Consider the following 17,106-nt stretch of genomic DNA (forward strand, 5'->3'; position numbering starts at 1 on the left):
CCCCGAGGATCCAGGTCCCTTCAGCGGGACGACCGCGAGAGCCGCTCCCTCCCTCCGCGATCCGCCCGGATCTCCGGCGCGCCTCGCGAGGTCACAGCACCATAACAGCAAGGTCACGGTCAGGTCACGACCCGCTGTTGAGCGGACAGCTCCAGCGGGACCAGCGACCTCCCCGGAAGGCCTCGATCGCCTGCAACGGCGCTGGTCAGAGCAGACTCAGAACTGCCGGGAGATCCTGCTCACTTTCGTTGACCAATCAGTCGCCTTCATGGACTTCGGTCTCCTCTGCGTCCCCGGAAGGCGCTTGGAAGGCCTCCGGGCCCTCCGCGAGCAGCCGCGTGAAGTCGGCCTCGTCCAGCACCGTGACCCCCAGCGACTCGGCCTTCTCCAGCTTGGATCCTGCCGAGGCGCCGGCCACCAGGAAGTCGGTCTTTTTGGACACGGACCCCGAGGCCTTGCCGCCGCGCGTGAGGATCGCCTCCTTGGCGGAGTCGCGGGAGTAGTCCTCGAGCGTGCCGGTCACCACGATGGTCAGGCCCTCGAGGACCTTGGGAACGGAGTCGTCGACCTCGTCCTCCATGCGCACGCCCGCAGCGGCCCAGGACTCGACGATCTCGCGGTGCCAGTCCACCTGGAACCAGTCGATGACCTCTCGTGCGATCACCGGGCCCACGCCGTCCGTGGCGGCCAGATCCTCCTCCGAGGCCTCGCGGATCCGGTCCATGGAGCCGAAGGCCGTGGCCAGCGAGCGCGCCGCCGTGGGGCCCACGTGCCGGATGGACAGCGCCACGAGCACGCGCCACAGCGGCTGGGAGGTGGCCTTGGCGAGCTCGTCGAAGAGCTTGACCGTGTTGGCGCTGGGCTTGGACGGGTGCTTGGCGCTGCCCTTGGTCCAGAAGTACGGCACGAGCTCGGTGTCTCCCGGCTCGGCCCCCGCGCCGCGCTTCTGCCGCTCGATCTTCACGTCCTTCAGCATCCCGGCGGAGAGATCGAAGAGCTGGGCCTCCGAGGTCAGCGGCGGATCGGCGGGCTCGGCGGGACGCGTCAGCGCTACGGCGGCCTCCTCCCCCAGCGCCTCGATGTCGAAGGCGCCGCGACCGGCCGCGTGGAAGACCCGCTCCTTGAGCTGATCCGGGCACGAGCGCGCGTTGGGGCAGCGGATGTCGACGTCGCCCTCCTTCGCCGGGCGCAGCTCGGTGCCGCACGACGGGCAGTGGGTGGGCATCACGAACTCGCGCTCGGTGCCGTCGCGCAGGGCGACGACGGGCCCGACGATCTCCGGGATGACGTCTCCTGCCTTGCGCAGAACGACGGTGTCCCCGATCAGCACGCCCTTGGCCCGCACGACGTCCTGGTTGTGCAGCGTGGCCATCTCCACCATGGAGCCGGCGACGAGGGCCGGCTCCATCACGCCGTACGGGGTCACGCGCCCGGTGCGGCCCACGCCCACGCGGATGTCCAGCAGCTTGGTGTGGACCTCCTCCGGCGGATACTTGTAGGCCACCGACCAGCGCGGCGTGCGGGAGGTGTGTCCGAGCTGGCGCTGCGTGGCGCGGTCGTCGACCTTCACGACGATGCCGTCGATGCCGTGATCCAGCGAGTGGCGCTTGTCGCCGTACTCGTCGATGTATGCCACGACCTGATCGATGCTGCTGAGCACCTGCGAGTACGGGCTGACGGGCAGCCCCCAGGCGGCCATGAGGTCGTAGGCCTCCGACTGGGCGCTGATCTGCAGGCCCTCGGCGGCGCCGATGCCGTGGACGTACATGGACAGCGGGCGCTTGGCCGTCTCCGCCGGATCCTTCTGGCGCAGGGAGCCGGCGGCCGCGTTGCGCGGGTTGGCGAACGGGGCCTTCCCCTCCTCCACGCGCTGCTCATTGACCTTCTGGAAGTCCTGGGTGGAGATGAAGATCTCGCCGCGGATCTCGATCTGCTGCGGGAGGTCCTCACCGCGCAGCTGCTGCGGGATGGTGGAGATGGTGGCGACGTTGTGGGTCACGTCCTCGCCGGTGGTGCCGTCGCCGCGGGTGGCCGCCCGGACCAGGCGGCCGTCCTGGTAGAGCAGGTTGATGGCCAGGCCGTCGATCTTGACCTCGGTGAGCCAGCGCAGCTCGGCGGCCCCGTGCAGGGTCTGGACCTGGGTCTCAGCGCGCTCCAGCCAGGCGCGCAGCTCGTCGATGGAGAACACGTCCTCGAGCGAGTACATCCGCTCGAGATGGCGCACCGGGGCGAAGGCCGCCGAGGGCTCGCCGCCGACCTCCTGCGTGGGCGAGTCGTTCGACTGCAGCTCCGGGTGCAGGGACTCGAGCTCCTCGAGGCGCCGGTAGTCCTGGTCGTACTGGGCATCCGAGACGGTGGGGGCATCCTGCTGGTAGTACTCGACCCGCGCCTGGCGCACGCGCTCCACGAGCTCGGCGTACTCCTCCCGCAGGGCGTCCGCCGGGATCTCCTCCGCGGACATCTCGACGGGCTGGTCCTGCTCGGCTGCGTTCGCGGCCTGCGCCGCGGTCCTGTTCTGCTGGCTCACCCCGTCATTGTGGCGCACTGCTCCGACGACACGGCGTCGACGACGCCGGGGAGGGCAGGACCCGCAGATCCTGCCCGCCCCGGCGATCCGAGAGCGCTCCCGGGAGAGCTCAGTAGGCGACGTGCCGGCGCCGCGAGTGCTCGTCGAGCCTGCGCACGCTGAGCGCGGCGTGCGGACGGCCGCGACGGGCATCCCACACCGCGACCTCGGCGGTGCGCAGCTCGGTGCCGCGTCCGTCGCGCTGAACCGCCACGGACGGCGCGCCGGGCAGCAGCAGCGGGGCGCCGAACTCGACGTCCCACCGCAGCGGCGCGGGGGCATCGACCATGGCCAGGGCGCGGGAGGCCGTGTACATGCCGTGGGCGATCGCGCCCTTCATCCCGAGCGCCTTGGCCGAGGCCCCGCTGAGGTGGATGGGGTTGACGTCCCCGGAGACGGCCGCGTAGCGCCGACCGGTGTCGGCGCCGAGCTGCCAGCGGGCGGTGGGCAGCGGCGCCTCGAACTCCGGACGCGATGCCTGCTCGACCTTCTCCGCCTCCGGCAGGCGCACGCCCCGGGCCAGGTACGTGGAGGTCCCCGTCCAGGCCAGCTCCTGGGTGTCCTCGGTGCGCAGCTCCGCCACGACATCGAACTGCGCCCCGGAGCGATGCGGCCGCAGGTTCTGGGCGCGCACCGTGATGCCCACGTGCTCGCCCACCAGCAGCGGCAGCTCGTGCACGACCGAGTTGGACAGGTGCACCAGCCCAAGCAGCGGCAGCGGGAAGTCCTCGCGGGTCAGCAGCGCCATGGCTGCGGGGAACGACAGCGCGTGCAGATAACCGCTGAAGGCCTCCACGCCGCCGTCGGGCCGCGTGCGGATCGGGGCCCCGACCACATCGCAGAAGCCGCGGTGTGCCTGGTCGTCGACGGGGACGTCGGCCACGAGCAGGTCCACCGCCGGCAGCTCGAGCCGAGTCCCGCCGGAGGAGGCGCTGCCCGAGCCCAGCCCAGGGATCGCGCCGGCCGCCTTGGCCCACAGGCCGCGGACCGTGCGGGTGCCCGCGCCGAGTGCCGATCCCCGGCCGCCCGGGCGTAGAGCGGGCCGAGCGCGGGCAGCTCGGGCAGGAGGACGACGTCGCGATCGGCGCCGTCGAGGTGCGTCTGCTGGTCGTGCATGCTCACGCTCCCACCAGGTTCTGCCCGCACACGCGCAGGGTCTGCCCGGAGATCCCGGCTGCCGCATCCGAGAGCAGGAACGCGATGGCCTCGGCGACGTCCACCGGCAGGCCTCCCTGCTGCAGGGAGTTCAGGCGGCGGGCGACCTGGCGCCGGGCCATGGGGATCTTGGCGGTCATCTCCGTCTCGATGAAGCCTGGAGCCACCGCATTGGCGGTGCCGCCGCCGGCGGCCAGCTCCGGGGCCAGCGCGGCGACCATCCCGACCACGCCGGCCTTGGAGACCGCGTAGTTGGTCTGCCCGCGATTGCCCGCGATGCCCGAGGTGGAGGCGAGCCCCACGACCCGCAGCCCCTGGGCCAGCGGGTCGGCCAGCAGCTGCTGGGTGATCCGCAGCGGGGCCTCGACGTTGACGGCCTGGACCGAGGCGAAGCGGCCCTCATCCATGTTGGCCAGCATCTTGTCTCGGGTGATCCCGGCGTTGTGCACGATGCCGTCGATCCGCCCGAACCGGGTCCGGCAGTGCTCCAGGATGCGCTGGCCGGCGTCATCGGCGGTCACGTCCAGCGGCAGCGAGGCGGCCCCGATCGCATTGGCCAGCTTGGCCAGGGCGTCACCGGCGGCCGGGACGTCGATCGGCACGACCTGGGCGCCCTGCGCGTGCAGCAGACGGGCGATCTGCTCGCCGATCCCGCGGGCGGCGCCGGTGACCACGATGACCCGGCCCTCGAGCGGCGTCTCCCCCAGCGCGGCCTGAGCCAGCGAGGCGGGTCCGGCCTCGAGGTGACGGGCAGGAACTGCCCCGAGACGAACGCGCTGCGTCCGGAGAGCAGGAAGTCGAGGCCGCCGAGCACGGAGGGGGCATCGACGGCGATGCCCTCCGCCACCACGATGCCGTTGGCGGTGGCCCCTCCGCGCATCTCCTGGGCCAGCGAGCGGACCAGGCCGACCGCGCCCTGCCGGGCCGCGTTGCGGCGCACGGACTCGGTCCCGGCCTCGACGGCCGAGGCTGACACGGCGACGGCCGAGCCTGCTGCCACGCCCTCCGCCGCATGGGAGACCGCCACCACGCGGGCGCCGCGGTCGAGCCGGCGCAGCACGGAGCCCAGCGACAGCGACGGCGCCGTGAGATCCGACGGCCCGTGCGCCTGGCTCAGCACCAGCAGCGCGGCCTGGATCCGCTCGGATCCCTCGGCGACGGCCTGGGCATCCCGGCGGACGTCGTGCCCGCGAGCGCTCAGCGCCTGGGCGAGGGCATCGGCATCAGCCGACGACGACTCGTCCGCGATCACCAGCACGGTGCGCGGCTTCTCCGGCCTCCCGGCTTCGTGGCGGGTCAGCGACACCGGGGCGGGCAGCCCCAGAGCGCCGGCCACGGAGCGGCCGGGGCCGGTGGCGACGACGTCCAGGTAGGCGTCCTGCGACGAGCGCAGGTCGGTCAGGGTTCGCGTCCAGCGCGGGGTCTTGGGCATGCGAGGGCCTTTCGAAGGAGTGCGTGCGAGGTCTCGGAGGTGTGTGCTGCCGGCGGGTCAGTCCTGCGGCTGGGCGCGCAGCAGGGCCACGACGCCCTGGCCGCCGGCGGCGCACACGGAGATCACGCCGGTGGTGGGACGGCCCAGCTCGACGGCGCGGGCCTTGAGCTCCTTGGCCAGCGAGGCCACGATGCGGGTGCCGGTGGCGGCGAAGGGGTGTCCGGTCGCCAGCGAGGAGCCGTTGACGTTCAGGCGCGAGCGGTCCACGGGGCCGACCGGCTCGTCCAGGCCCAGGCGCTCGCGGCAGAACTGCTCGTCCTCCCAGGCGGTCAGGGTGGCCACGACCGTGGAGGCGAAGGCCTCGTGGATCTCGACCAGGTCGATGTCCTGCAGGCGCAGCCCCTGGCGAGCCAGCAGGCGCGGCATGGCGTAGGCGGGGGCCATGAGCAGGCCCTCGTCACCGTCCACGAAGTCCACGGCCGCCGACTCGACGTCCACGATCTCGGCCAGGCGCGGCATCTTGTGCTCGCGCGCCCAGTCCTCGGAAGCCAGCAGGACCGCCGAGGCGCCGTCGGTCATGGGAGTCGAGTTGCCTGCCGTCATGGAGGCCTCGCCCAGGGACTTGCCGAAGACCGGGGAGAGCCCGGCGAGCTTCTCGGCGGTGGTGTCCGGACGCAGTGTGGTGTCCCTGCGGACGCCGCGGAACGGAGTCACGAGGTCGTCGAAGAAGCCGCGGTCCCAGGCAGCGGCGAGGTTCTGGTGACTGGCGGCGGCCAGCTCGTCCTGGGCCTGGCGGGTCACGCCCCACTTCTTGCCGGTGATCGCCTGCGACTCGCCCATGGACAGTCCCGTGCGCGGCTCGGCCACACCGGGGGCCACGGGGGCGAGATCGCCGGGGCGCAGCTTGGACAGGGCCTTGAGCTTGGCGCCGGTGGTCTTGGCGTAGTTCAGCTCGAGCAGCACGCGGCGCAGGCCCTCGCCCACGACGATGGGGGCGTCCGAGGCCGAGTCGGCACCTCCGGCGATCCCGACGTCGATCTGGCCGCAGCGGATCTTGTTGGCGATCAGCGAAGTGGTCTCCATGCCGGTGGCGCAGGCCATCTGGACGTCGATGCCCGGGGTGCGCGGATCCAGTGCGGAGCCCAGCACGGACTCGCGGACCATGTTGAAGGCCTTGGGCTGCTTGAGCACAGCACCTCCGGCGACGGCTCCCAGGCGCTGTCCGGCCAGCCCGGTGCGTGCGACCAGGCCGTCCAGCACGGCGGTGAACATGTCCTGGACCGAGGCCTGGGCGTAGGCGCCGCCGGACTTGGCGAACGGGATGCGGTCGCCGGCCACGACCCACGCCGAGCGCAGGCGGGGGGCGGCCTCCCCCGTCTCGGCGCCGCGGGCGAGATCTGCGGGGGTGGGAACGGACTCGGAGGCTGCAGAGGCGGTCATGGGGGATCTCCTGTGGATCGAGGATCGGACGATCGCGCATCTTTCTGCGATCTGGGTCACTAGATACCGAGAGTACCTGATACTCTCGGTATCGTGAACCGCTCAGCAGTGCAGCACCGCAACCGCCTCGGGACCGCCGAGGACCCGCAGCAGGCCGATGGCCGCGCCCGCCGATGGAACCGCCACCGGGAGCAGCGCCGCCTCGAGCTGCTGCGGCTGTCCCGCCGCGCCGTCGCCGAGCTGGGCCCCGGCGCCTCCATGGCGGAGATCGCCGCGGCCTGCAGCACCTCCAAGTCGGTCTTCTACCGCTACTTCAAGGACAAGGAGGGCCTGCGCCGCGAGCTGGCCACCTACGTGGTCGAGCGCATGGCCCAGCGGATGCGCAGCGCGGCCGCGGAGGCCCCGTCGTTCCGCGCCTCGATCCGCACGATCGTGGAGCAGTACCTCTGGCAGCTAGAGAACGCCCCGGACGTCTACCGCTTCGTGACCCAGGGCACGGACGGCTCGAGCGAGGACCCCGTGGGCCGCTTCGCCGCCGCCGTCGCCGATCTGCTGGTGGAGGCCCACCGCCGCCACGCCCCCACCGAGCGATGGCTCGAACCGGCGATGGCCCGCTACTGGGCCGCCGGCGTGGTCGGGATGGCCCGCGGCGCCGGAGAGTCCTGGAGCCTCTCCGAGCCGGATGACCGCAGCAGGGACGAGCGCCCGCAGCTCGACGAGTTCGTGGAGATCGTCACCGGCTGGATCATCGCCGGCACGACCCCGCCCGGCTCCGATGCCGCTGACTCCCAGACCCCGGCGCGCGCCTCGCCCTGAGCCGTCGCCCTCTCACTCGACCTCGCACTGAACCGTCCCAGCACTCCCGACAGGCCGCACAGCGGCCGAGCCGACCCACCGCAGGAGGACACCATGACCACCATCGCCGAGAAGAGCACCACCGCAGCCGCCGAGCAGGCAGCCGGCCCTCACCTGGACCCTGCCGCAGAGAGCGCTGTCGTCCACCACGACGTCCTGCGCGACATCCTGGCCGGGCGCTGGGCCGAGCAGCGCCGCCAGGCCCGCCGCCTGGCCGCGGACCCGCGCCTGCACATCGCCCCGGGCACCCACTGGTCCGAGCACCGGGAGAAGACCTTCGACAACCTGTCGATCCTGGCCGAGTCGGATGCCGTGCGCGCCGGGCTGCCTGCCTCCCTGGGCGGTTCAGGAGATCCCGCCTCCTACCTCTCGGGCTTCGAGGAGTTCGTCCTCGCGGATCCGTCGCTGCAGATCAAGGCGGGCGTGCAGTGGGGCCTGTTCGGCTCCGCCGTCGTGAACCTGGGCACCGAGCAGCACCACCAGCGCTGGCTCAAGGACATCTGGTCCCTGAAGATCCCGGGCGCCTTCGCCATGACGGAGACCGGCCACGGCTCGGATGTGGCCTCGATCGCCACCACCGCCACCTTCGACGCCAGCACGCAGGAGTTCGAGATCCACACGCCCCACCGCGGGGCCTGGAAGGACTACCTGGGCAACGCCGCTCTGCACGGCCGCGCGGCCGTCGTGTTCGCCCAGCTGATCGTCGACGGCGTGAACCACGGGGTCCACGCCCTGTTCGTGCCGCTGCGCGATGACGAGGGCGAGTTCCTGCCCGGCGTCGGCGGCGAGGACGACGGCCACAAGGGCGGTCTCAACGGCATCGACAACGGCCGCCTGCACTTCGACCACGTGCGCGTGCCGCGCGAGAACCTGCTCGACCGCTACGGCCATGTGTCCGAGGACGGCACCTACACCTCCCCCATCGAGTCCCCGGGCCGCCGCTTCTTCACGATGCTCGGCACGCTGGTCCAGGGCCGCGTCTCCCTCGACGGTGCGTCGATCATCGCCGCGCGCGCCGGGTTGGACATCGCCCTGACCTACGCCTCGCAGCGCCGTCAGTTCGCCCCGGTCAAGGGCGAGGAGGAGTCGGTGCTGCTGGACTACCACCAGCACCAGCGCCGCCTGTTCCCGCTGGTCGCCAAGGTCCTGGCCGCGGGCTTCGCCCACGACGAGCTGCTCGAGGCCTTCGACGGCGTCTTCTCCGGGCGCAACGACACCGACGAGTCCCGCCAGGACCTGGAGACCATGGCCGCCGCGCTCAAGGCGACATCCACCCGTCTGGCCCTGGACTCCCTGCAGGAGTGCCGCGAGGCCTGTGGCGGCGCTGGCTTCCTGTCCGAGAACCGCCTCACCGGGCTGCGCGCCGACCTGGATGTCTACGCGACCTTCGAGGGCGACAACACCGTTCTCATGCAGCTGGTGGCCAAGCGCCTTCTCGGCGACTTCGCCAAGGGCATCTCGTCGCTGCCGGCCGCGGGCAAGGCGCGCTGGGCCGCCAGCCGCGCCGCCGAGACCACACTCAGCCGCTCCGGGCTGCGCGGGCTCTCCCAGGTCCTGCGCGACACCGGCGACCCCCGCCGCTCGGTGAACTTCCTGCGCGATCCGGAGACGCAGCACGGCCTGCTCTCCGATCGCGTGCGCACCATGGTCGAGGAGGCCGCCGAGAACATGCGCGGCGCGGACCGCTCCGACCCGCAGGCAGCCGCCGACGCCTTCGACCGCAACCAGAACCGCCTCATCGAGGCCGCCCGAGCCCACGGGCACCTGCTGCAGTGGGAGGCCTTCACCCGGGCGCTGGATGAGATCGACGACGACGGCACCCGCCAGGTCATGATCTGGCTGCGCGACCTGTTCGGGCTGAGCATCATCGACGAGAACCTGGACTGGTACCTGGCCCACGGCCGCCTGTCGCTGATGCGCGGTCGCATGGTCGATGCCTACCTGCAGCGCCTGGTCGGGCGCCTGCGTCCGCACATCATGGACGTGGTGGCGGCCTTCGACTTCCCGCAGGAGCTGCTGCGCGCCAAGATCGCCTCGGGCGCCGAGGCCCAGCGCCAGCAGGAGGCTGCCGATCACCGCGCCGCCGAGGAGGCGGCCGGCGTGGCCGCCGCGGCCGAGGGCTCGTCCCGGGACTCCTCGGACGCCGAGCACCCCAGCTCTGATCAGACCGCGCCCGCGCAGGCCGATCCCACGCTGGACAAGCCGCTCGAGACCATGTGAGCGCACCGGCTGGGCTCGTGCCGCACGAGCTCAGCCTGACGAGGGGCGGGGCCCCGGGACATCGGTCCCGGGGCCCCGCCCCATGCCCGCAATCGCCCCCTGCTGCGCAGCCTCGGCCGCTGGGGCCGGGTGCCAGGTCGGGCGTCGAACCCGCCCTGTCATCCCCTCGGCGACATCCAGTGGCCGAATCCGGCCCGTTCCGCCATCGACCGGCCGAGGATTCTCCGCTTCCGCGCTGAGACGGTGACGAAACGGCCGCTGGATCGAGGTGGGGTGAGGGATCGGCCGCTCGATGCGCTCTGGCCTCCTCGACGCCGTCCTCGAGCGGCGCTGTGGTGTCGCATCCCCCATCCAGTGGCGCTGTGGTGTGCCCTGCTCCCTCGAGTGGCGTCGGGGTGTGCGTCTGGACGCGGCGGCGCACACCCCGGGGCCACTCGGTGCAGCGAGGAGCTCCAGCGCACACCACGGCGCCACTCGATGGGGGCGGGGGCGGCGGTTTCAGAGGGCCAGGGCAGCACGGCGCCGTTCCTGGAGCTCGCAGAGCTGGAATCAGCGGTGAGGCAGCGGCCGGCCGGCGCAGGTTCCGCGACGCAGCGTCAGGTCGGGCATCGTCGACGCGAGGCCGAGCGCTCACCGCGCAGCGGTGCGGGCCGGTGCGGATCGGTGCGCAGGCCGGCGGTCCAGTGCCGCCGACCTGATGGAGGTCGGACCTAGGCGGCGCCGCCGTCGAGCTCGTGGCGCAGCTCGATCGGCACGAACGTGGTGGTGTCCTCGTCGGCCGGGCGCGAGCTCACGGCGTCGGCGACGATCACCGTGACGTTGTCGCGAGCCCCGGTGCGCAGCGTGGCGTTGACCAGGACGTCGGCGGCCTCCTTGGGGTGGGGCACCGAGTGCACCACGCGGGCGATGTGCGCCACGGAGACCTCGCCGGTGAGCCCGTCGGAGCACAGCACCAGGCGATCGCCCGCTCGCGCCGGCAGGACCCACACGTCCGGCTCCCAGACCTGGCCGGTGCCCAGCGCGCGCGTGATCACGTTGCGGCGCGGATGGACCATGGCCTGGGCCGGGGTGATCTGCCCGATCGAGACCAGGTACTGGACCTCCGAGTGATCCACCGTGATCTGCTGCAGCTCAGGCTGCGGGGCCTCCGGCGCGCCCGGCACGGGGGTGAGGCGCTCGGTGGAGGAGCCCTCCTCCAGGCCGACCTGCTGCGGCGGCGCCACGCGCTCGTCGGAGATCGGGATGACGTCCGTGACCTCCACTCCCGCCTCCTTGTAGGCGGAGAACTGATCCGTGGCCCGCTTGGCGACCGCAGCGTGATCTGGCGCGGGGGCCTCCCCCTGGGGGCGCAGCAGGCGGTAGGTGCGCGAGTCGCCGATGTTGAAGACCACCCAGAAGGGATCGCCTCCCATCTCGACCAGCCAGGCACCGGTGACGGTGGTCCCCGCACGCCCGCCGAGCTCGTCCTGGATGGAGCTGTCGGCCTGGTGGAGCACCGCACGCAGCTTGCGCACCAGCACGAGGGCCTCGGCCGGGATCTCCGGATCGAGCTTCATCTCGCGCTCGATCCGCTCGCGGAACCGCGCCACGTCCTCCGGCGGCTCGGGCTCGGCGGGCACCTCGACCTCGGCGGGCCTGCGGGAGCTGAACAGCGCGGAGCCGCCCAGGGTGCGCACGGCCATGGCGGAGGCGACCTCGCCGGCCTCGTGGCCGCCCATGCCGTCGGCGACCGCGCACATGGTCCGGGTGACCACGAGCGAGTCCTCGTTGGTCTCCCGGTGACGACCGCGGTCGGTCGCGGCGCCTGCTCTGATGACGAGCGGAGCACTCATTCGTAGTCAACTTCCAGTTGGGGGCCGGTCCCAGCGGTGATCCGCACGGGGCGGACGTCGCCGAAGCCCCGCACCCTCTGCGGCGGCTGCGGGTCAAGGATGAATCTGTCGTCGTCCTCCAGGACGGAGGCCGTGGAGGCGTCGACGAGGACGCCCCCGGGCTCGGCCAGCGCGACGAGTCGCGAGGCCAGGTTCACGGTGGGCCCGTAGAGATCGCCCAGGCGCGGGAGGACCCGCCCCCAGACGAATCCGACCCTTGTCTTGGGCAGCTCGGGGTCCTCCAGGATGGCACGTCGCAGCGCCAGCGCGATCAGCGCGCCCTCCTCCGGGGACTCCGACATGTACATGACCTCGTCGCCGATGGTCTTGATGAGGCGGCCCCCGCCTGCGGAGATGATCTCTGCGCAGCGCTGCTCGAAGCGCTGCACGAGAGCCGCGAGAGTGCGCTCGTTCATCTTCCGGGACAGGGTCGTGAAGGAGACCATGTCCGCGAAGCCGATCCCGCGGGCCAGCGGCAGCGAGGCAGACTCGTCGCCCACCTCATCCGGCTGGGGCGCATCCATGGACCTCTCCTGGCGCATGCCCAGGCGCTGGACGGCGCCGTTGAGCTGGCGGCGCCAGGTGTAGAGCAGCAGGTACTCGAGGTCCTCCTGGATCCGCGGCAGCAGCTCGAGCAGCTCCTGCCGAGCCTCTGCATCCGAGTATCCGCGGTTCATCACGAGGTCCTCGACGATGGCCTCGACCTGCCACACGACCATGCGGTCGGTCATCTGCGCCATGGCCCGGATCAGCGACAGCGCCGCCTCCTCGGAGAGCCGATCCGATTCGACGATCCCCGAGATCCGGCGCAGAGCCTCGCTGTCGCGCTGCGTGAAGTAGATCTCGTCGGCACTCATGTTGGGGAAGCCCATGGCTCGCCAGATCTTGCGGGCGCTGAGGATGGACAGCCCTCCGGCGTGGGCGGCGCGCTTGCGGTCCATGGTGCGTTCACCGCCCAGCAGACCGTGCTCCAGGCCGTGGAAGGCCTCGCGGGACTCCGGGGAGCCGTAGGCATCGGCCTGCACCGGGTTGTGCATGTTGAGGTTGATCGCCGCCGTCTGCGGGCCGACCTCGGGGTCCTCGAAGGTCTCGTCGAGCTCCCCGTCCACCCGATGCGCGGCAGGATCGCCCGAGGGACCGCTCGACCCCTCGGCCGGCGGCTGCCCGAGGCGACTCCCGGTGGCGGGGCCCACGACGGGCAGCTCGCGCGTGGTCGTCGGCCGCGATGAGCCGTCCTCGGAGCCGGTCCGGGCTGCGGACGGTTGCGCGGGCCGGGCGGCCGGATCGGCGGGTCGCTGCGAGGAGCCGGCCCCGCGCAGGCGCGAGAACCAGGACTGCGCGCCTGGTCGTGAAGGATCGCGATCCGTCATGCTGCGCTCCTTCCGCTTCTGCGCCCGGCCTCTGAGGCCGCGGTCGTGCACGTCGACGGGGTCGCGCGCCGGGCCGCTGTGCGCGGGCCGATCACCAGGCGGCCCCTGTGCTCGGCCCCGCCGGAGGATACCCGCCCGGGGCCTGGGGGCTCCACCCGTAGGCGGGTCCGGGGGTTCCGGGGCCCTGCTGACGACGGAAGCGGGCGGATTTTTCCTCGATCAGGCCGGCGAACTCCTGGACGCTCGGCGAGTGGCCCAGCCGCAGGATCCCCGCCTGCCCGAAGTCCGCACTCAGCGTGCCGATCCCGGCACCGCCCATGGGGCCGCGGGCGCGGCTGCCGTGCACGGACACGAGCCAGGCCAGCGGGATGCGCACTCCCCCGGACGGCGCCGACGGGCCCAGCAGCATCAGCCGCTGGTCCGTGAGCACGAAGCGGGTCCTGGCCCAGCGGATCACCGGGCGCAGCACGGCCAGCAGGATCACCAGGAGCAGCAGCAGAGTCACGACCCAGCCCAGGGCGGTGTGGACGGTCGTCCACGGCTGGTCCATGGGGCGCCAGCGGACCTCGAGCGCACGCTGGAGCAGCGAGTGCAGGAACACGGCGATCACGAGCACCGCCAGGGGGCGCCACAGCTTGCTGGCATGGGCCCGCGTGGAGACCACCACCTGCTCGCCGGGGCCGAGCTCGAGCCGTGAGCTCATGCTCGGTCTCCTTCCTCGATCGGGCGCAGATGCACCACGTCGGCGGCCGAGACGGCGGTGCGTCCGCCGTCGTGGTCGATCAGCAGCGCGCCCCGCTCGTCCAGGCCCACGGCCACCCCTCGAGCGGGGCCTGCCCGCCGGGCAGCTCGGCGCGCACGCGCCGCCCGAGCGTGGACAGCAGCTGCTCGACGGCTGCGCGCAGCTCTCCGGGCCCGGTCAGCGATTCGGGGGATTCGGCGAAGAGGCGGTAGAGGGCGGTGAAGCGCTCGGCGATCTCCACGAGCAGGTCGCCGCGCGAGGCCTCCGATCCCTCGCCGCGCACGCTGGCAGCGCCCTCCGGGGCGACGGCCACGTTGAGTCCGGCGCCCAGCACGAGTGCCGGGACGGAGCCGTCGTGGACCACGAGCGAAGCCAGCACGCCGCAGATCTTCCGGAAGCCGCTCCCGGTCTCCACGAGGACGTCGTTGGGCCACTTCAGGGAGGCCTCGATGCCCTGAGCGCGCAGGGTCTGGGCGATCGCCGCGGCCAGCAGCACGGTCAGCCAGGGGAAGCTCTGCGTCGCCAGCGGCACAGCCGTGGGACCGGAGCCGTGCGCGGGACGCAGCAGGAGGGAGAAGGTCAGGGCGTCGCCGGGTCCGGTGACCCACTTCCTGTCCAGGCGCCCGCGGCCCGCGGACTGGTGCTCGGCGGCCAGCAGGCTCAGATCGGGCAGCGGCTGTCCGCGACGGGCTGCACGCTGGGCCCGCTCCACCAGCTCGTCGTTGGTCGAGGGGATCTGCGGCAGGACCTCGAACGGCGAGCGCAGGACCTCCGCCAGCCGGTCGGTCTGGGCGTCGTCGAGCAGAGGGGCGGCCTGGGCCCGGGGGTCCGTGGGGGTCATCGTCGCTCCTGTCTCGGTCCTTGCCTCGTCCGCCGCTTCTTCCACCGCCGGGCGAGGCCGTGGGCGAGGCCCGTGCTGTCAGTGCCTCGGTCCGCGAACCGCCCGGTGCCGACCACCCTTGGGCCGACATCCGCAACGGGTTGCTCGTGGCGTCCGAGCGGCCCGCTATGTTCGTTCCATACACAGTAGTAGTCGGGCTCCCGGAGCGCCTGCAGGTGACTTCCGGGGAATCCACTGACTGCTCGCCGTCGACCATGACAGGAGAGCACCATGGCGATCATCGCCGTCACCTACGTATACGGCGGGGACCCGCAGGCCCTGACCGAGCACCGCCCGCGCCACCGCGACTTCCTGCGCGAGCTGCTCGCCGACGGCTCCCTGGTGCTCGCCGGCCCCTACGACGACGACCTTCCCGCCGGTGCCCTGCTGCTCATGCGCGCCGAGACCCCGGAGGCCGCGCTCGAGCTGCTGGCGCCCGATCCCCTCCTGGAGGTCGGCGTGATCACCGAGCGCACCGCCCGGCCGTGGAAGATCTCGATCGGCCAGCTCGACTGATCCGACCCGGCCGACGGGAAGATCCCGCACGGCCCTGCCGGAGCCCCTGATGTTGTAGATCCCCCACAACGGGTCTGCTCGCAGGCGCTCCCTAGACTGGCCTGCATCCCACCGCCCGCATGCTCCCGCCGCACTGGCCGATCGGCCAGCACGGCGCCCGAGCGCCCCGTATGAGCTCTGAGGTGCCATGACCCACGACCTGTCCACGACGGCGGGCAAGATCGCCGACTTCCGCGAGCGCCGAGAGCGCTCGTACGCCCCGGCCGGAGAGGCCGCCCTCGAGCGACAGCGCTCCCGCGGCAAGGGCACTGCGCGCGAGCGCGTGGACCAGCTGCTGGATCCGGGCTCGTTCGTGGAGTTCGACGCCCTGCGGGAGCACCGCAGCACCGCGTTCGGCATGGAGTCCAAGAAGTTCGCCGGCGACGGTGTGGTGACCGGCTACGGCACCGTCGACGGCCGACAGGTGGTCGTCTACTCGCAGGACTTCACGGTGCTGGGCGGGTCCCTGTCGGAGGCCAACGGCGAGAAGATCGTCAAGGCGCAGAAGTTCGCGCTGAGGAACGGCTGCCCGCTGATCGGCATCAACGACGGCGGCGGCGCCCGCATCCAGGAGGGCGTGGCGTCGCTGGCCATGTTCGCCGACATCTTCAACATGAACGTGCGGGCCTCGGGGGTCATCCCCCAGATCTCGCTGATCATGGGTCCGTGCGCCGGCGGTGCGGCCTACTCCCCCGCCCTGACCGACTACATCATCATGGTCGACCAGACCTCCCACATGTTCATCACCGGCCCGGACGTCATCAAGACGGTCACCGGCGAGGAGGTGGACATGGAGACCCTGGGCGGGGCCCGCCAGCACAACGAGGTCACCGGCACCGCCACCTATCTGGCCGAGGACGAGTCCGACGCCCTGGACTTCCTCCGGGAGCTGCTCGAGTTCCTGCCCTCGAACAACCTCGCCGAGGCGCCGCTGCTCGAGCACGACCAGGGCCCCGATCCGACCGAGGACGACCTCGCACTCGACGAGCTGATCCCGGACTCCGCGAACCAGCCGTACGACATGCGCGACGTCATCGCCGCCGTCGTCGACGACGGGCACTTCCTGGAGATGCAGGAGCTCTACGCGCCGTCGGTGATGATCGGCTACGCCCGCGTGGAGGGCCACACGATCGGCATCGTGGCGAATCAGCCTATGCAGTTCGCCGGCACCCTGGATATCGCCGCCTCGGAGAAGGCCGCGCGGTTCGTGCGCCACTGCGATGCCTTCAACATCCCGATCCTCACGCTCGTGGACGTCCCCGGCTTCCTGCCCGGCACGGACCAGGAGTTCAACGGCATCATCCGCCGCGGGGCCAAGCTTCTCTACGCCTACGCCGAGGCCACGGTCCCGCTGATCACCGTGATCACGCGCAAGGCCTACGGCGGCGCGTACATCGTGATGGGCTCCAAGAAGCTCGGTGCGGACATCAACCTGGCCTGGCCCACGGCCCAGATCGGGGTCATGGGCGCTTCCGGAGCCGTGGAGATCCTCTACCGCCGCGACCTCAAGGCCGCCGCAGAGGCCGGCGAGGACGTCGAGGCCAAGCGCCAGGAGCTGATCACCCAGTACGAGGAGCACCTGCTCAACCCGTACCAGGCCACGCAGCTCGGCTACGTGGACGCGGTGATCGCCCCGTCCGAGACTCGCGAGAACATCGTGCGCGGCCTGCGCGGCCTGCGCGACAAGCGCGCCTCCACGCCCGCGAAGAAGCACGGGAACATCCCGCTGTGAGCGCCGAGCAGACGGACGCCCTGGGCACCGGGCAGGACGAGCAGCAGGCTCCCATGCTGAAGTTCGTGGGCGGGAACCCCACCCCGGAGGAGGTCGCGGCGGTCACCGCCGTGGTGCTCTCCGCCACCGCGGAGACAGAGACGGCCGCCGGCGGCACCGCTGGACGACGCGCCCAGAACCGCCGGGCCCGCCTCGGCCTGCGGCTGCGCCCCGGCCGCGGGGCCTGGCGGCGCACCCTGCCGTTCCGGTGACGTCGGGGCCGTTGCGCACCGCGGCCTAGACTCGGCC

At 72.1% G+C, this 17,106-nt stretch carries 13 protein-coding genes and 1 pseudogene; 5 read left to right on the forward strand and 9 right to left on the reverse strand.

Going from position 1 to position 17,106, the window contains the following annotated elements; all coding sequences use genetic code 11:
- Nucleotides 1–256: 256 nt before the first annotated feature.
- From ligA to OVA15_RS06780, 4 genes and pseudogenes are all read right to left on the reverse strand, one after another.
- Nucleotides 257–2,527 (reverse strand): NAD-dependent DNA ligase LigA, encoded by a 2,271-nt coding sequence (gene ligA, locus OVA15_RS06765; RefSeq protein ID WP_024290094.1) that lies wholly within the window; start codon nt 2,525–2,527, stop codon nt 257–259.
- A gap of 109 nt (nt 2,528–2,636) precedes the next feature.
- Nucleotides 2,637–3,449: a MaoC family dehydratase gene (locus OVA15_RS06770; protein WP_268143929.1), complete on the reverse strand. Its 813-nt coding sequence runs from the start codon at nt 3,447–3,449 to the stop codon at nt 2,637–2,639.
- Nucleotides 3,450–3,684: 235 nt separating this feature from the next.
- Nucleotides 3,685–5,153, reverse strand: a pseudogene (locus tag OVA15_RS06775) (3-oxoacyl-ACP reductase).
- Between the two features lie 57 nt (nt 5,154–5,210).
- Nucleotides 5,211–6,593, reverse strand: a complete 1,383-nt coding sequence (locus OVA15_RS06780; protein ID WP_268143931.1) for an acetyl-CoA C-acetyltransferase — start codon at nt 6,591–6,593, stop codon at nt 5,211–5,213.
- Nucleotides 6,594–6,686: 93 nt separating this feature from the next.
- On the opposite strand from OVA15_RS06780, the gene OVA15_RS06785 reads away from it, so the two are divergent.
- Together OVA15_RS06785 and OVA15_RS06790 are read left to right on the forward strand one after the other, a co-directional pair.
- Complete coding sequence (locus OVA15_RS06785; protein WP_268143933.1) at nt 6,687–7,409, forward strand: TetR/AcrR family transcriptional regulator; 723 nt, start codon at nt 6,687–6,689, stop codon at nt 7,407–7,409.
- 93 nt (nt 7,410–7,502) lie between these two features.
- A complete protein-coding gene (locus OVA15_RS06790) occupies nt 7,503–9,668 on the forward strand; it encodes an acyl-CoA dehydrogenase family protein (RefSeq protein WP_268143935.1) in 2,166 nt (721 codons plus the stop codon).
- A gap of 710 nt (nt 9,669–10,378) precedes the next feature.
- Here the strand turns inward: OVA15_RS06790 and OVA15_RS06795 are convergent.
- The 5 genes from OVA15_RS06795 to OVA15_RS06815 all read right to left on the reverse strand — a co-directional run bounded on the left by OVA15_RS06795 (nt 10,379) and on the right by OVA15_RS06815 (nt 14,492).
- Nucleotides 10,379–11,500, reverse strand: coding sequence for a PP2C family protein-serine/threonine phosphatase (locus OVA15_RS06795; protein WP_053447703.1), 1,122 nt, complete (start codon nt 11,498–11,500; stop codon nt 10,379–10,381).
- Nucleotides 11,497–12,909 (reverse strand): adenylate/guanylate cyclase domain-containing protein, encoded by a 1,413-nt coding sequence (locus tag OVA15_RS06800; RefSeq protein ID WP_053447704.1) that lies wholly within the window; start codon nt 12,907–12,909, stop codon nt 11,497–11,499. The genes OVA15_RS06795 and OVA15_RS06800 overlap by 4 nt, the downstream gene beginning before the upstream one ends.
- Before the next feature lie 91 nt (nt 12,910–13,000).
- Complete coding sequence (locus OVA15_RS06805; RefSeq protein WP_006215018.1) at nt 13,001–13,612, reverse strand: hypothetical protein; 612 nt, start codon at nt 13,610–13,612, stop codon at nt 13,001–13,003.
- Nucleotides 13,609–13,722, reverse strand: coding sequence for a hypothetical protein (locus tag OVA15_RS06810; protein ID WP_268143938.1), 114 nt, complete (start codon nt 13,720–13,722; stop codon nt 13,609–13,611). Before OVA15_RS06810 ends, OVA15_RS06805 begins: the two co-directional genes overlap by 4 nt.
- On the reverse strand, nt 13,692–14,492 hold the full coding sequence (locus tag OVA15_RS06815; protein WP_268143940.1) for a biotin--[acetyl-CoA-carboxylase] ligase: 801 nt from the start codon (nt 14,490–14,492) through the stop codon (nt 13,692–13,694). The genes OVA15_RS06810 and OVA15_RS06815 overlap by 31 nt, the downstream gene beginning before the upstream one ends.
- 270 nt (nt 14,493–14,762) lie before the next feature.
- Between OVA15_RS06815 and OVA15_RS06820 the strand changes: the two genes are divergently transcribed.
- From OVA15_RS06820 to OVA15_RS06830, 3 genes are all read left to right on the forward strand, one after another.
- A complete protein-coding gene (locus tag OVA15_RS06820; protein ID WP_137802216.1) occupies nt 14,763–15,047 on the forward strand; it encodes a YciI family protein in 285 nt (94 codons plus the stop codon).
- 187 nt (nt 15,048–15,234) lie between these two features.
- Nucleotides 15,235–16,818 (forward strand): acyl-CoA carboxylase subunit beta, encoded by a 1,584-nt coding sequence (locus tag OVA15_RS06825; protein ID WP_024290083.1) that lies wholly within the window; start codon nt 15,235–15,237, stop codon nt 16,816–16,818.
- Complete coding sequence (locus OVA15_RS06830; protein ID WP_053447707.1) at nt 16,815–17,069, forward strand: acyl-CoA carboxylase subunit epsilon; 255 nt, start codon at nt 16,815–16,817, stop codon at nt 17,067–17,069. Before OVA15_RS06825 ends, OVA15_RS06830 begins: the two co-directional genes overlap by 4 nt.
- Nucleotides 17,070–17,106 lie beyond the last annotated feature (37 nt).

It is taken from the genome of Kocuria sp. SL71, assembly GCF_026672465.1.
Lineage (GTDB): Bacteria > Actinomycetota > Actinomycetes > Actinomycetales > Micrococcaceae > Kocuria > Kocuria palustris.

Excerpts from the sequence above, each read along its gene's own strand:
- OVA15_RS06780 (WP_268143931.1), bottom strand. The coding sequence starts at position 6,593 with ATGACCGCCTCTGCAGCCTCCGAGTCCGTTCCCACCCCCGCAGATCTC.
- OVA15_RS06790 (WP_268143935.1), top strand. The coding sequence starts at position 7,503 with ATGACCACCATCGCCGAGAAGAGCACCACCGCAGCCGCCGAGCAGGCA.
- OVA15_RS06795 (WP_053447703.1), bottom strand. The coding sequence starts at position 11,500 with ATGAGTGCTCCGCTCGTCATCAGAGCAGGCGCCGCGACCGACCGCGGT.
- OVA15_RS06800 (WP_053447704.1), bottom strand. The coding sequence starts at position 12,909 with ATGACGGATCGCGATCCTTCACGACCAGGCGCGCAGTCCTGGTTCTCG.
- OVA15_RS06805 (WP_006215018.1), bottom strand. The coding sequence starts at position 13,612 with ATGAGCTCACGGCTCGAGCTCGGCCCCGGCGAGCAGGTGGTGGTCTCC.
- OVA15_RS06815 (WP_268143940.1), bottom strand. The coding sequence starts at position 14,492 with ATGACCCCCACGGACCCCCGGGCCCAGGCCGCCCCTCTGCTCGACGAC.
- OVA15_RS06820 (WP_137802216.1), top strand. The coding sequence starts at position 14,763 with ATGGCGATCATCGCCGTCACCTACGTATACGGCGGGGACCCGCAGGCC.
- OVA15_RS06825 (WP_024290083.1), top strand. The coding sequence starts at position 15,235 with ATGACCCACGACCTGTCCACGACGGCGGGCAAGATCGCCGACTTCCGC.